11 protein-coding genes are annotated in these 15,122 nt (G+C 71.8%); 8 read left to right on the top strand and 3 right to left on the bottom strand.

The window, feature by feature from the left end:
- Positions 1-45: 45 nt before the first annotated feature.
- The gene (locus AB0O67_RS08210) at positions 46-1,248 is read right to left on the bottom strand and encodes an Ig-like domain-containing protein (RefSeq protein WP_365447446.1); all 1,203 of its coding nucleotides are present in this window, start codon (positions 1,246-1,248) and stop codon (positions 46-48) included.
- Between the two features lie 217 nt (positions 1,249-1,465).
- On the opposite strand from AB0O67_RS08210, the gene AB0O67_RS08205 reads away from it, so the two are divergent.
- The 6 genes from AB0O67_RS08205 to AB0O67_RS08180 all read left to right on the top strand — a co-directional run bounded on the left by AB0O67_RS08205 (position 1,466) and on the right by AB0O67_RS08180 (position 8,928).
- Positions 1,466-2,662, top strand: coding sequence for a peptidoglycan bridge formation glycyltransferase FemA/FemB family protein (locus AB0O67_RS08205; protein WP_365447444.1), 1,197 nt, complete (start codon positions 1,466-1,468; stop codon positions 2,660-2,662).
- Complete coding sequence (gene murJ / locus AB0O67_RS08200; RefSeq protein WP_365447442.1) at positions 2,659-4,452, top strand: murein biosynthesis integral membrane protein MurJ; 1,794 nt, start codon at positions 2,659-2,661, stop codon at positions 4,450-4,452. Before AB0O67_RS08205 ends, murJ begins: the two co-directional genes overlap by 4 nt.
- Before the next feature lie 22 nt (positions 4,453-4,474).
- Positions 4,475-5,158: a response regulator transcription factor gene (locus AB0O67_RS08195; RefSeq protein ID WP_365447440.1), complete on the top strand. Its 684-nt coding sequence runs from the start codon at positions 4,475-4,477 to the stop codon at positions 5,156-5,158.
- Positions 5,159-5,253: 95 nt separating this feature from the next.
- A complete protein-coding gene (locus tag AB0O67_RS08190) occupies positions 5,254-6,705 on the top strand; it encodes a HAMP domain-containing sensor histidine kinase (protein WP_365447496.1) in 1,452 nt (483 codons plus the stop codon).
- On the top strand, positions 6,702-7,370 hold the full coding sequence (locus tag AB0O67_RS08185; RefSeq protein WP_365447438.1) for a hypothetical protein: 669 nt from the start codon (positions 6,702-6,704) through the stop codon (positions 7,368-7,370). Before AB0O67_RS08190 ends, AB0O67_RS08185 begins: the two co-directional genes overlap by 4 nt.
- A gap of 229 nt (positions 7,371-7,599) precedes the next feature.
- Positions 7,600-8,928, top strand: a complete 1,329-nt coding sequence (locus AB0O67_RS08180; RefSeq protein WP_365447494.1) for a hypothetical protein — start codon at positions 7,600-7,602, stop codon at positions 8,926-8,928.
- Positions 8,929-8,987: 59 nt separating this feature from the next.
- Here the strand turns inward: AB0O67_RS08180 and AB0O67_RS08175 are convergent, their stop codons facing one another.
- Complete coding sequence (locus AB0O67_RS08175) at positions 8,988-10,343, bottom strand: M28 family metallopeptidase (RefSeq protein ID WP_365447436.1); 1,356 nt, start codon at positions 10,341-10,343, stop codon at positions 8,988-8,990.
- A gap of 267 nt (positions 10,344-10,610) precedes the next feature.
- On the opposite strand from AB0O67_RS08175, the gene AB0O67_RS08170 reads away from it, so the two are divergent.
- Positions 10,611-11,879, top strand: coding sequence for a GAF domain-containing protein (locus AB0O67_RS08170; RefSeq protein ID WP_365447434.1), 1,269 nt, complete (start codon positions 10,611-10,613; stop codon positions 11,877-11,879).
- 122 nt (positions 11,880-12,001) lie between these two features.
- Positions 12,002-13,525, top strand: coding sequence for an aldehyde dehydrogenase family protein (locus AB0O67_RS08165; protein ID WP_365447432.1), 1,524 nt, complete (start codon positions 12,002-12,004; stop codon positions 13,523-13,525).
- A gap of 256 nt (positions 13,526-13,781) precedes the next feature.
- Here AB0O67_RS08165 and AB0O67_RS08160 read toward each other — a convergent pair whose 3' ends face one another.
- Entirely contained in the window at positions 13,782-15,005 is a 1,224-nt protein-coding gene (locus AB0O67_RS08160) for a cytochrome P450 (protein ID WP_365447430.1), read from the bottom strand.
- Between the last annotated feature and the right edge of the window lie 117 nt (positions 15,006-15,122).

Here is a 15,122-nt window from a genome sequence, read left to right as displayed (position 1 = left end):
GGGGTGACGGCGCGAACAACGCCCCACCCCTGCGCCCCCCACTCCTCAGCTCAGCGCGCTCATCCCCTGCCACCGCGCCCACGACACGTTCCACGCACCGAAGCCGTTCCCCGGCGCGACCACACCCTTCGTTTCCTTGCCCGTGATCTCGAACGGGTCGCCCGGCCGTACCTGTCCGTAGAACCAGGCCGCGTCCGCGTCGCTCATCCCTATGCAGCCCGAACTGCGGTTGTCGTTGCCGAAATAGCGGGCGTTCCACGGGGCGGCGTGGGCGTACATGCCCGACCAGGTCAGCCGCATCGAGTAGTCGACCATCTTGTCGTAGGCGTCGGCGAGGCCGACCGTCTCGGAGTTCATGTTGATCGTGCCCTCCTTGGCCATGAGGACGGCGGTTCCGCGCCAGGAGCGCTTGTCGCCGCCGGGCGTGCCACCGGAGACCGGGATGCGCCGCACGGTCCTGCCGTCGCGTACGAGGGTGAGCCGATGGTTGTCGAGGTCGACCTCGACGATCTGCCGGGCGCCGACGGTGAAGGTGGTCGTGTAGTCGCGCACGAACCAGCCGCCGTCCGTGCCCGAGTCCGTGCCGTTCAGTTCGGCGTCCAGAGTCACCTTGGTACCGGGTTTCCAGTACTCCCTCGGCCGCCAGTCCACCCGGTCCCTGCCCGACCAGTCGCGCATCCAGCCCCAGGAGCCCTCGGTGTCGTTCGAGGTGCTGATCCTGAGCTGCTTCTCGACCTCCGCCCGATTCTTGACGGGGTTGTCGAAGACGAGCGAGATGGGCTGGGCGATACCGACGGTGGCGCCGGCGCCCGGCCGCCAGTCGACCTTGTTGACCTTGTCCGCCGGGGCCGTGGTGAACGAGGCCTTGGTCCTGCCCGCGGTACCGCCCGCCGTCCGGGTCGCCGCCGTGACCGCGTACGCCGTGCCGGGCGCCGCCTTGCGGTCCGAGATCCATGACGTGCCGTCGCGGGCGACCTTGCCGGCGAGTCTGCGGCCCTCGCCGTCGGTGACGGTCACCGAGGTGAGACGGGCGTGCCGTGCGGTGACCGTCACGGGCTCGCCCGCCTCCGCCCCTTCTCCCGTGGGGGTGACGGTGACGGTGACCGGACGGTCGTCGGCGATCCTGCTCGCCCCGGTGGCCGAGGCGGTGGGAGAGCCGCTCGACGAGCAGGCGGCGAGCGGCGCCAGCAGCGCGGCCGCGACGGCAGCTTGTACCCGGGCGTGGGCGCGTACCCGTGTGCGGTGCAACGGAACCTCCGTGTCGGAACTGAACGAGCCTGGATCGGCGGACATTCGTGACTGTAGAGCCGGAAAACTCCAGGTCAGCGGCTACAAAGCTGTGTGACGGCGACTGGTGACGAATGGTCATGGTCCGGTCACATTCGCCGCTCGGGGCGGTCATCGGCCGCTGTGAGCATCTTGTGTGTCCCCGCGACAGGCCCGGGGAGAAGGAGAGGCTCAGACTGTGTCAGCGCTGCTTGTGCCGCCCGGCCGCCGTGACCGAGAACGGAACCCGGACCTCGCCCTGGGACCCGTCACCGCCGAGGCCTACCGTGCCTTCCTCGCGTCCCCCGCAGGCGCGGCACTCGGCGCCGGCTTTCTGCAATGCCCGTCCTGGGCCGGCGTCAAGGACGGCTGGCGCGCCCAGCTGATCGGCTGGGGACCGGACCCCGACGCCGGTGAGCTGACCGGTGTCGCGCTCGTGCTGCTGCGGCAGTTCCCCGGCACCCGCAAGTACTTCGCCTACCTTCCCGAAGGCCCCGTCGTCGACTGGCGCGCCCCGGACATCGACGGCTGGCTCACCCCGCTGCTGGAGCATCTGCGCCGGGCGGGCGCCTTCGCCGTACGCATCGGCCCCTCGCCCGCGTACCGGCGCTGGGACGCCGCGCTGCTCAAGTCGCTCACCGGTTCGGGCCGGCGCCTGGCCGACGTCCTCGCCAGCGAGGTCGACCCGCTCGGCACCGCCGTCGCCGAGCGGCTGCGCGCCCGGGGCTGGCGCCGCTGCGGTGGTGACGGGACCGGGGACGACGGTGACGCCCAGCCCCGCCATGTCTTCCGGGTGCCGCTCGCCGGACGCACCACCGAGGACCTGTGGTCCGGGCTCAACCAGGAGTGGCGCCGCAATGTCCGGCGCGCCCGGAAGGAGGGCGTGGAGGTGATGGTGGGCAGCGCGGCCGAGCTTCCCGAGTTCTACCGGCTGCTGCGCGTCACCGAGGAGCGTGACGGTTTCCGGCTCGGCCGCTCGCTCGCGTACTACGAGCGTCAGTACCGGGCGCTCAACGCGGAGCAACCGGGCCGGATGAAGCTGTACCTCGCCCGGCACCGTGGGGAGATACTCGCCGCCCACACGATGATCACGGTGGGCGGCAGAGTCTGGTACCAGACCGGTGCCTCGGCCGACCACCGCCGCGAGGTCCGGCCCTCCAACGCCCTGCAGTGGCGGATGCTGCTGGACGCCCACGCCGTCGGCGCTGACGTCTACGACATGCGCGGGGTACCCTCCACTCTCGACCCTGACGAACGTGCGTACGGACTGCTGCGGTGGAAGCTCGGCACCGGCGGACAGGTCGTCGAGACGTTGGGGGAATGGGAGAGACCCTTGGGCGGCACCGCCAACCAGACGCTTCACCGCGCCTTCCAGGCGTACCTGAACCGCCGATGAAGCGGACGACACGGGCGGGCGAGGGAACGGAAAGCGGCGGTTCCGGTGCGGACGACACCGAGAGAGTCGCGCACACCGGCGCGGACGCCACCGTGCCCCGCGCCCGGCACGGCGGCGAGCAGTCCACCGCAGGTGCAGGCGCACGTGCAGTCGTCGTCGCCGATCCTGACAAGCCCGCCCCTCACACCCCCGGCGACGCGCCCAAGGCGCCCTCCGCGGCCCGCAGCAGCGCCGTCATGGCCGCCGGATCCATCGTGTCCCGGGCCACCGGATTCGCCCGGTCCGCCGTGGTCGCCGCGGCGCTCGGCACCATCGGGCCGACCGCCGACGGTTACGCGGTCGGCAACTCCGTGCCCACCATCGTCTACATGCTGCTCCTCGGCGGCGCCCTGAACGCCGTCTTCGTGCCGGAGCTGGTCAAGGCCGCCAAGGAGCACGCCGACGGCGGCGCCGCGTACACCGACCGGCTCGTCACCGTCTGCGTCGCCGTCCTGCTGGCGATCACCGCCGCCGCGGTGTGGGCGGCCCCCGCGATCGTCGACCTGTACACCGACTACGTCGGCGAACAGGCGGCCATGACGATCGCGTTCGCCCGCTACTGCCTGCCCCAGATCTTCTTCCTCGGACTGTTCACGCTGCTCGGCCAGGTGCTCAACGCACGCGGCCGGTTCGGCGCGATGATGTGGGCGCCGGTCCTCAACAACCTCGTCGTCATGACCGTCTTCGGTCTGTATCTCGCGCTGGCCATGGGCGGCGGGGACAGGCTCACCGCGACCGAGACCGCGGTGCTCGGCTGGGGTACGACCGCGGGTATCGCCGTCCAGGCGCTCGCCCTCGTGCCCGCCCTGCGCGCGGCCCGCTTCCGCTGGCGGCCCCGCTTCGACTGGCGCGGCAGCGGACTGACCCGCCCGCTGCGGGCGGCCGGCTGGCTCGTGCTGCTGGTCCTGGCCAACCAGGCCGCGTACTGGGTCACGACCCGGCTGGCCACGAACGCGGGCGTCGAGGGCGGGCCCGGATTCAGCGCGTACAACAACGCGTACGCCCTGTGGGCCGTACCGCACGGCATCATCACGGTCTCCCTGGTGACGGCGCTGATGCCCCGGATGAGCGCCGCGGCCGCCGACGCGGACACCGCGGCCGTACGACGCGACGTCTCGCACGCCCTGCGCGCTTCCGCGTCCGCCGTCGTACCCGCCGCCTGCATGCTGTTCGCGCTCGCCCAGCCGGTGATGGCCCTCGTCTTCGGGTACGGCAGGACCAGCGCCGGTGACACGGCCGCCATGGCCGGGATCCTCATGGCCTTCGCGCCCGGACTCGTCGCCATGTCGGGCCAGTACGTCCTGTCGCGCACCTTCTACGCGCTCTCCGACACGCGTACGCCCTTCCTGCTCAACCTGGTGATCGTCGCCGTCAACGCGGGCCTGTCCCTGGCCGCCGCCCAACTGCTGCCGGCCCGCTGGGCCGTGACGGGGATGGCGGCGGCGTACTCGCTGGCGCTGTGCGCGGGCTGGGCGGTGACGTCCCGGGTGCTGAGCCGGCGGCTGGCCGTCATCCGGCCGCTGCGGTCGTCCGCCGCCGTCGCGCACGTACGGCTGCTGCTCGCCGCCGTGCCCGCCACCGTGCTGGGCCACCTGGCGGCCTTCGGCGCCGCACGGGCGGGGGCCCTGGCCGCCACGGCCGCCGGCGCGGCAGCCGTGGCGCTCACCTTCGCCCTGCTCGCCCGTCCGCTGCGCCTCACCGAACTCGACGCCCTGCTCTCCGGCCTGCGCCGGCGAGTCACCCGGGCCTGACCACCACCGAGGGAGACTGCTGATGCCCCGCGTGCTCCTCATCGAGGACGACCCTTCCGTACGCGAAGGGGTCGAACTCGGTCTGCGCCGCCGCGGCCACGATGTACGGGCGGCCGCGACCGGCGAGGCCGGCCTCGCCGCGCTGATCGAATTCCGCCCCGACCTGCTGTTGCTGGACCTGATGCTGCCCGGCATGAACGGCGTCCAGGTCTGCCGCCGGGTCCGCGAGAACAGCCAGCTGCCGATCATCATGCTCACCGCGCGCGGCGACGACTTCGACGTGGTCATCGGCCTGGAGGCCGGTGCCGACGACTACATCGTCAAGCCCGCCCGTACCGAGGTGATCGAGGCCCGCATCCGCGCCGTGCTGCGCCGTATCGAGGACGCCGGACCGGGCCGTCCGTCCATCGAGGTCTACGGCGAGCTGGCCATCGACCGGGCCGGACTGACCGTCACCAAGGCCGGCAAGCGGCTGCCGCTCGCGCCCTCCGAGCTGAAACTCCTGCTGCACCTCTCCTCCGCCCCGGAGCAGGTGTTCAGCAGGCAGCAACTGCTGGAGCACGTCTGGGAGCACAGCTACCACGCCGACGCGCGCCTGGTCGACGCCTGCGTCAGACGCCTCCGCAGCAAGATCGAGGACGAGGACGGCGCCCCTCGCTACGTCCAGACCCTGCGGGGCTTCGGCTACCGCTTCGGACCGCTGTGACCACCAAACACGCACCCGGACCGGGCGGTGGCGGGACACCGGCCGGTGCGCAGGCGCCGGAGGCGCGGCGTCCGAGCCGGTCGCCGCTGCGGCGGATGCGGTCCTGGGCGTTCGGGCTGCGCGTGCGGCTGGTGCTGTCCTTCCTGCTGGTCGCCGCCGTCAGCGCCGGGACCACCGCCGCGCTGACCTACCGCGAGGCCCGTAGCGCCCTGCTGCAGACCGCACAGGACACCGCGGTGTCGTCGTTCCGCGACCAGGTCCAGCAGACGGGCTGGGGACTGCCCGTGCAGCGGGAGGGCCTGGAGGAAGTCCTGCGCGACCTCGCCCGCAAGGGCAAACCACGCACCTGGGTGGTCTTCGCCGAGTACGGCTCGCTCCGCGCCTCCTCCGGCGAGAGCCCCGTATCCACCGTCATCACGCCCGAGCTGCGCCGCGCCGCGCGCGCCAACCCCAACGGCAGTTTCGAGCGGGTCGTCAAGGACGGCGTCCCGTACCTTACCATCGCCATGCCCACGGTCTTCAAGGCGAGCCCCGACAGCGTGCTGCCCACCGGGCTCGTCCTCTACGCCGTCATGCGGATGACCGACGAGCAGGTCAACGTCGAGGCGCTGGTCACGGCCGCCCGGGACGGCGCCCTGCCCGGCCTAGCCGTCTCCCTGATACCCGGCCTGATCGCCGCGCGCAGCGTGCTGCGCCCCGTACGCAATCTGCGCCGGGCCGCCCGGAGCATGGGCAGCGGCAGGCTCGACACCCGGATCCCGGTGCGGGGCAGTGACGAACTGGCCGATCTGGCGCACACCTTCAACGAGTCCGCGGGCCAACTCGAACGCTCGGTGCAGGAACTGCGGGAGGCCGAGGCACGCGCCCGCCGCTTCGCCGCCGACGTCTCGCACGAACTGCGCACCCCGCTGGCCGGAATGCTCGCCGTCACCGAGGTCCTCGACGAGGACGCCGACGGGCTGGACGCCGACACCGCCCGCGCGGTCCGGCTGGTCAGCACCGAGACCGGAAAGCTCGCCGTGCTCGTCGAGGACCTGATGGAGATCTCCCGCTTCGACGCCCGCGCGGCCGAGCTGAACGCCGACGAGGTCGACGTCGCGGAGGCCCTCCGCAAGACCCTGCAGAGCCGCCAGTGGACCGACGGCCGGGTCCGCACCGAACTGCCCGACGGCATCCGCGCCCGGCTCGACCCGCGCCGCTTCGACGTCGTCGTCGCCAACCTCGTCGGCAACGCCCTGCGGCACGGCAGCGCGCCCGTCACCGTCCGACTGCGCAGCGAGGCGCGCCCCGAGGGCCCGCCCGTGCTGATCACCGAGGTCGCCGACAGCGGACCGGGGATCCGGCCGGAGGCGCTTCCGCACATCTTCGACCGCTTCTACAAGGCCGACGCCGCCCGTACCCGCTCGGCGGGCAGCGGCCTGGGGCTGGCGATCACACTGGAGAACGTGAGGCTGCACGGCGGAACGATCCGTGCGGGGAACCTGCCCGGGGGCGGTGCCGTCTTCAGTGTGGAGATACCGCTCCACGCGGAGGAGGCCGGCGGATGAGGGGTGCGCGAACGCGCCGACGCGCAGCGGCCCTCGCGGTGCCGACGGCCGCGCTGCTGCTCGGTGGCTGCGGCATCCAGGAGACCGATGTCATCGCGGCGGGCAGTCCCGCCACCGTCCAGGCCTTCCTGAACCGCGACTCCGACATGCTGCTCTTCTTCCGCTCGCCCGACGGGGACCTGCTTCCCGTGCTGCGGACGACCAAGGCGGCCGGGGGGTTCGGCTCGGGATATCAGGACCTCTCCGGCGCGCAGCCTGGGCCCGCGGGGACGGAGGAGGCGGTTCTCGCGCTGCTCGGCGGTCCGGGGGACAACGGCCGTGCCGCCGGACTCGGGACCTCACTTCCCCCTGCCGACCCCGGCGGGACCGTCACGGTCGAGGTCTCCCCGGGCGGCCTCGTCACCGCCGACGTGCCCGTCGCCCTGGGCGGACTGGACAGTACCGCACGACGCCAGTTGATCTGCACGATCGCCTACAGCCAGGACGTCGACGGCCAGGTCACCGTGCGCCTGAGGGGACAGGACGCCGTGTCTGAGTCCGGCACCTGTGGCCTCGCCCCCGGCACCCGGACCCTGCGCGACCACGCGGAGACCCGGGCCCGGACAGCACAGCCCGACGCGACGGGCCAGTCCGGCTCACCAGGTCCGGGCGGGAGAACACTATGAACGCAAAACCCGAGGTTGTGTTCCCGAACCTGGTCGCTTCATAGCATCACGGCTCGCGCTGTGAGGTAGGCGCCGAGCGACTAGGAGCGGCACAGTGGACCATCCAAGAACGGCCTTTCGCATCTTCCGGCAGTCGCGTGGCCCGGGGCGGCCCCGCTTGAGGCTGGTCGTGGGCCTCGCCGCGGCGGTGGCCGGCACCCTCGTGAACGTGCCCGCCGCCCAGGCGGAGGTGGCCCGGCCGGCCTCCGTCGCCTGTCTCTCCGGACTCGAGGACAAGGCCACTTGCCACACCGGGCAGGACGCGAACGGCGCCTACTACGCCATCGCCGTCCCCAAGCACTGGAACCGCTCGCTCGTCGTCCACGCCCACGGCGGACCCGACCTGGGCGACGGCTCCGACCCCGAGCGCAGCCTCGGTGACCTGGGACGCTGGCAGGTCATGGTGGACCAGGGCTATGCCTGGGCCGGTTCGTCGTACCGCCGGGGTGGCTACGGCACCAGGATGGGCGCCACCGACACCGAGAACCTCCGCCGCCTGTTCGTCGAGGAGTTCGGCCGGCCGAAGCGGACGTATGTGCACGGCCAGTCCTGGGGCGGCGACGTGGCCGCCAAGGTGGCGGAGATGTACGGCGGTCGCGGTGGCCCCTACGACGGCGCGCTGCTCACCAACGGAGTCCTCGGCGGCGGCTCGCGCGGCTACGACTACCGGGTGGACCTGCGCGTGGTCTACCAGTACTACTGCGACAACCTGCCCCGCCCGAGCGAGCCGCGGTACCCGCTCTGGCAGGGGCTCCGCCCCGAGTCCACGCTGACGACCGCCGGCCTGCGCGTCCGGCTCCAGGAGTGCACCGGCCATGAGTCCCCGCCGGCGGAACGTACCGCGCTCCAGCAGCGCAACCTGGACGACATCCTCGCCGTGACGCGGATCCCGGAACGCACGCTGGAGTCACATCTGCGCTTCGCCGTCTTCACCTTCCGGGACATCGTGCACAAGCGTCTCGGCGACCGCAATCCGTTCTCCAACTGGGGTGTGCGGTATTCCGGTTCGCACGACGACAAGGCGCTCAACGCCGGAGTCGAGCGGTTCTCCGCCGACCCCACCGCCGTCCGCGACCTGTCCTACGACAGTGACCTCACCGGCCGGGTGGAGATTCCCGTTCTCACCCTCCACGCCATCGACGACCCCACGGCGTTCATCGAGCACGAGGCCGCCTACCGCGACACCCTCGCCGGCGCCCACCGGGACAGGCACCTCGTGCAGACCTTCACGAACGAGCACGAGCACAGCGAGCTGAGCGACTCCGAGTACGCCAACTCCCTGACGGCGCTCGACACCTGGGTGCGCACCGGCAGGAAGCCCACACCGAGGTCGATCGCCGCCTCCTGCGCCGCGTTCGACCGCACCTACGGGACCGGCTGCTTCTACGACCCGGAGTTCCGGCCGTCTCCCTACGCCTCGCGTGTCAGGCCACGACCGGGCGGCTGGAGCTGGCCGGCCATGACCGCCGCCCAGGAGAAGGCGTGGAGCCGCGTCGAGGGCGTGGGCATCGCCCCCTGACGGGGCCCTGGGGCCCCGCGGCCGCGTGCGCCGGCGACCCGGCACACGCGGCCGATCGGTCAGAAGGTCAGCTTCCAGCTGTCGATGTAGCCGGTGTCCTGCGAGGCGACGTCCTGCACCCGCAACCGCCAGGTGCCGTTGGCCGTCTCGCTGGACGCGTTGACGGTGTAGGTGGCGATGACGTTGTCCGCGGAGTCCGAACTGCTGGAGTTCTTCAGCCGGTAGGCCGTGCCGTCCGGCGCCAGCAGGTCGACGACGAGGTCACCGCGCCAGGTGTGCTTGATGTCCACCCCGACCCGCAGCGCCGCCGGCGCGTTTCCCGTGCGGCCCGCGACGGCGACGGCCGAGGTCACCGCGGCCCCGTTGTCCGGGACGGCGACGTCCGCGGTGTTCTCGTACGACTCACCGGGCGGTACCGGCTCCGACGTTCCCAGCGTCCAGATCGCGTGGGCGAGAGCGTCGCTGTTGCGGTCGAGCGCGGTGTCGTCGATGTTCGTGGTCGAGTCGCAGGAGGAGTGGTAGCACCGGTCGAAGGCCTGGCCGGAGGTACCGCCCCACTTGGCCGCCTGCGCCGCCGTCTTCGTACGGCTGGCGCCGGTGAACAGACCGCCGACGGGTATGCCGACGTTCTTGAAGGACGCGTGGTCGGAGCGGCCGTCGCCCTCCGTCTCGATCTCGGTCGCCACGCCGATGCCCGTGTACCAGTCCTTGAAGACCTTCTCGATCGCCGGGTCGTCGTCGTAGACGAAGTAGCCGGGGTTCGGGGAGCCGACCATGTCGAGGTTGATGTAGCCGGAGACCTTGGCGCGGTCGGCGGCCGGCAGGTTGTTGACGTAGTACCTGCTGCCGACCAGCCCCAGCTCCTCGGCGCCCCACCAGGCGAACCGCAGGTGCTTCGTGGGCTGGAGCTGGGCGCGGGAGACCGCGAGGGCCGTCTCCAGTACGGCGGCGGAGCCGGAGCCGTTGTCGTTGATCCCGGCGCCGGAGGAGACCGAGTCGAGGTGCGCGCCGGCCATCAGGACCTGGTTCGGATCCCCGCCGGGCCAGTCGGCGATCAGGTTGTACCCGGTGCTGCCGGACTGGGTGAACTGCTGGACGGCGGTGGTGAATCCGGCCGCGTCGAGCTTGGCCTTCACGTAGTCGATCGAGGCCCGGTAGCCGGGGCGGCCGTGGGCCCGGTTGCCGCCGTTGGCGGTGGCGATCGACTGGAACTGCGTGAGGTGCGCCTTGACATTGGCGAGCGGGAGGTCGGGTGCCGCCGCCATCCCGGCGCCCGTGGTGCCCGCCCCGGTCCGGTCCGGCGTGGCAGAGGAGGCGGCCGGCGACGCGGCGATCAGCCCCGCCACGGCCACGAGTGCCACGGCGGCCAGCCGTGCGGAGATGGTCGTGGGCAGGCTGGATCTCGGATGTGTCATGTGGGGAGCCGCACTTTCTCGTCGATGGGGAGTCGAGCGATGCCTGGATCAGGTGGTGCCAGAGCCGTGCGGGAGCTGTGTGCGCCTGATGCTCAGTCAGATGTTGATGTCCTGTCAAGAGCTGTATCCGGTCACGGCCGTCCGCTCAGCAGACGTCGGGCCGGGGTGGTGGGGGTCGGGTGAGCCGCTCAGCCGGTCGAAACGGTTGTCGCCACGGACCCCCCGAGCGACGATGTCCCCCAGCGCATCGCCCCGCGGGAGGTTACGTTGACCGATCCCTGGGTGGCCCTGGAGCCGGGGGCCGACCCTGCCGAGCGCGTACGGGTGCTGCACCGGGCCCACGAGATCTTCACCGAGGCCGGGACGGTGCCCCGGCCGGTGCGGGGCGTGGTCGCCGACTCGTGGCGGCGGTCGGCGCGGGCAGGCGTCCGCCCCGACGGCACCGCCGACATCGAACTGACCGACAACGACCTCGGCGTCCATCGCGCCGAGCATCCGCTGGCCCCTGTGATGCCGCTGTTCCGGGAGCTGATGGGCACGTTCGCCTGCGACGGCCGGCATCTGCTCGCCGTGTGCGACGCGCACGGCAGGCTGCTCTGGGTCGAGGGCCACGCGTCGACGCTGCGGCAGGCGGGGCGGATGAACTTCGTGCCCGGCGCCCGGTGGGCGGAGAGCGCGGTCGGAACGAACGCGCCTGGCACCGCCGTTGCCGTGAACCGCCCTGTACAGGTCTTCGCCGCCGAGCACTTCGCCCGGCGCGTACAGCCCTGGACCTGCGCGGCCGCCCCCGTACACGATCCCCGCACGGGCCGCGTGCTGGGCGCCGTCGACATCACCGGCGGGGACGGCCTCGCGCACCCGCACAGCCTGGGCTTCGTCCAGGCCGTGGCACGCGCGGCGGAGTCCCAGCTGGCGCTGCTGACGCCCCGCCTCCCCGACGCCCGCGAACTCGAACTGGCCGCGCTGGGCCGCGACCAGGCGCTCCTGACGGCGGACGGCCGCAGGCTCCGGCTCAGCCGCCGGCACAGCGAGATCCTCGTCCTCCTCTCCCGTCACCCCGACGGACTGACCGGCGACGAGTTGCTGTGCGCGCTGTACGAGGACGAGTCGGTGACGCCGGTGACGCTGCGCGCGGAACTGGCCCGGCTGCGTCAGGTGCTCGGCCCCGGACTGCTCGCCTCACGCCCGTACCGGCTCACGGCGCCCGTCGCCTCGGACATGGCCGTCGTGGAACGTCGGCTGGCGGCCGGCGCGATCACCACGGCCCTGACCGCCTACGCGGGCCCGCTGCTCCCCACCTCGCAGGCACCGGAGGTCGCACGGCTCAGGCGCCGCCTCGCCGACGGTCTGCGCGCGGCACTGATCGCCCGCCGGGATCCCGACCTGCTCGCCGACTGGGCGTACGCGCCGTGGGGCGAGGACGACCTGGACGTGTGGCGCTCGCTGGCCACGGCCCGGCCCACGGCCGCGATCCGGGCCCGCCTGACCGCGATGGAGTCGGAACTGGCGGTGCCGCTCGGCCGGGGACGCCCGTAGCGACGGCCCGAGGGCACGGGTGACGGCCCGCCGCCGCAACGTGGATGCAACGTCCGCCTTCCTACCCTCCGTCGCAGAGCTGCCCAACGGCGGGCAGCGCTGCCGAAGGAGGTCAGTTCCGCATGACCCGTTACGTGGCGCCCGGAAGCGAGGGCGCGATCGTCTCCTACCAGCCCCGCTACGACCACTTCATCGGCGGCGAGTACGTGCCCCCGGTCAAGGGGCGGTACTTCGAGAACCCGAGTCCGGTCAACGGCCAGCCCTTCACCGAGGTGGCCCGCGGCACCGCGGAGGACGTCGAGCTGGCGCTCGACGCGGCGCACGCGGCCGCGCCCGGCTGGGGGCGTAAATCGGCGACCGAGCGCTCCGACATCCTGCTGAAGATCGCCGATCGCATGGAGGCGCACCTGGAGCCGCTGGCGGTCGCGGAGAGCTGGGAGAACGGCAAGCCGGTACGGGAGACGCTGGCGGCCGACATCCCGCTGGCCATCGACCACTTCCGCTACTTCGCCGGCGCCGTGCGCGCCCAGGAGGGCTCCCTCAGCGAGGTCGACGACGACACGGTCGCCTACCACTTCCACGAGCCGTTGGGCGTCGTCGCCCAGATCATCCCGTGGAACTTCCCCATCCTGATGGCGACCTGGAAACTCGCGCCGGCCCTGGCCGCGGGCAACGCCGTCGTCCTCAAGCCGGCCGAACAGACCCCGGTCTCCATCCACTACTGGCTGAGCCTCGTCTCCGACCTGCTCCCGCCGGGCGTGCTGAACATCGTCAACGGATTCGGCCCCGAGGCCGGAAAGCCGCTCGCCTCCAGTCCGCGGGTGGCGAAGGTCGCCTTCACCGGCGAGACGTCCACGGGCCGCCTGATCCTGCAGTACGCGGCGGAGAACCTGAAGCCGGTCACGCTGGAGCTGGGTGGCAAGTCGCCGAACATCTTCTTCGACGACGTGTGGGACAAGGACGACGAGCTGCGCGACAAGGCCCTCGAAGGGTTCACGATGTTCGCGTTGAACCAGGGTGAGGTGTGCACCTGCCCGTCCCGCGGCCTGATCCAGCGCGGCAACTACCCCGACTTCCTGGCCGCGGCCGTCGCCCGCACCGAGCTGATCAAGCCCGGGCACCCGCTCGACACCGACACGATGATCGGCGCCCAGGCGTCCAGCGAGCAGCTGAGCAAGATCCTGTCGTACATCGACATCGGCAGGCAGGAGGGCGCCAAGGTCCTCACGGGCGGCGAACGCGCCGACTACGACGGCGACTTGAAGGGCGGCTACTACGTACGGCCCACGATCTTCGAGGGCGACAACCGCATGCGGGTCTTCCAGGAGGAGATCTTCGGCCCGGTCGTCTCCGTGGCGTCCTTCGACGACTTCGACGACGCGATCAAGATCGCCAACGACACCTCGTACGGCCTCGGCGCGGGCGTGTGGACCCGCGACATCAACATGGCCTACCGCGCCGGCCGTGCCATCCAGGCGGGCCGCGTCTGGACGAACTGCTACCACGCCTACCCCGCACACGCGGCCTTCGGCGGCTACAAGCAGTCCGGAATCGGCCGCGAGACACACAAGATGATGCTGGACCACTACCAGCAGACGAAGAACCTGCTGGTGTCCTACTCGCCCCAGAAGCTGGGCTTCTTCTAGCCCTCCGGAAAAGGCGCCCGACTCCGGTCGGGCGCCCGCGGTCACGGATGGTCCGTGGCGTGCCCTATACTTGAGATCGAACTGGTCGCCCGAACTTCGAGCAACCGTTCGCGCGTTGGTGGTCCAAGGAAAGACGCCCCGCTTCCTGCGGGGAGATGCAGGTGCAAGGCCTGCCCGGCGCTCAGAGACAGGAGCCCACCCCGGACGCGGGGTGGGCTCCCCTGTTGTGTCGCCTGTGTCGCCCCCCAACGCGGGCTCAGCTCGCGGTGAACGTGACGGGCAGGCCTACCGGGCCGCGCAGGCCGCCGGGGCGCCAGGTCAGTTCGGTGGGCGGCACCGCCAGGGCCAGGTCCGGGAGGCGGCGCAGGGCCGCGCCGATCGCGATCTCGCCCTCCAGGCGGGCGAGCGGGGCGCCCAGGCAGTAGTGGATGCCGTGCCCGAACGCCAGATGGCCGATGTCGCGCCGGGCGACGTCCAGCCGCTCGGGGTCGGCGTAGCGCGCGGGATCGCGGTCGGCGATCGCGGACGCGATCAGGACGGTCGCGCCGCGCGGGACGCTCACGCCCGCGATCTCGACGTCCTCGCGCGCGAACCGCGCGATGCCCGGGCTGACCGGACCGTCGTAGCGGAGGAACTCCTCGATCGCGCCGGGCAGCAGACCGGGGTCGCCGCGCAGCAGCTCCAGCTGGTCGGGGTGGGCGAGGAGCGCGGCGATGCCGCCGCCGATCAGGTTGACCGTCGTGATGTACCCGGCCACCAGCAGCAGGAACGTCATCGAGATCAGTTCGTCCTCGCTCAGCCGCTGCTGTTCGTCACGGGCGCTGATCAGCGCGCTGAGGAGATCGTCCTCGGGCCGTGCGCGCTTGGTGTCCAGCAGGTGTGTGAGGTACGCGCGCATCTTCCGCCACGCCTCGTTCACGACCACAGGGTCCGGCATCTGCTCCCCGCGCAGCAGCATGTCGTCGGTCCACCGCTGGAAGTCGTACCGGTCGTCCACCGGCACGCCGAGCAGCTCGCTGATCACGGTGACCGGCAGGGGCAGCGCGAACTCCGCGACGAGTTCGGCCCGGCCCGCCGGCACCACCTCGTCGAGCAGCCGGTCCGCGATCTCCTGGATCCGTGGCCGCAGCTCGGCGACCCGGCGCGCCGTGAACGCCTTCGAGACCAGGCGGCGCAGCCGGGTGTGGTCGGGCGGATCGGAGCGCAGCATGCTGCTCATCATCGATTCGCGCTCGAACTCGGGCAGCTGGTCCATCAGACGACGGTCCGACGCGTCACGGATGTCGCTGCTCAGTCTCGGGTCGGACAGGGCCGCGAGCCCGTCCTCGTAGCGGGTGACCAGCCAGGCGTGCACGCCACCCGCGATGACCGCGCGGCGGACCGGGCCGTCCTCGCGCAGCTGTCGGTAGAGCGGAAAGGGGTCGGCCACGAAGGCCGGATCGGAGTAGGGGAGAAGGACCGGCTGCCGACTCTGGCTCATCGTGCCTCCCGGGCATGCAGCCACCACGTGTGGAAACACACATGGCAACCACGCATAGCGACCCTGCGTGACGGTTTTGCTGCTACTTGTGGGTATGTATACCAGTGTGACTCATCA

This window comes from Streptomyces sp. NPDC086077, from assembly GCF_040686175.1.
Lineage (GTDB): Bacteria > Actinomycetota > Actinomycetes > Streptomycetales > Streptomycetaceae > Streptomyces.
This window is presented reverse-complemented; position numbering and strand designations above follow the sequence as displayed.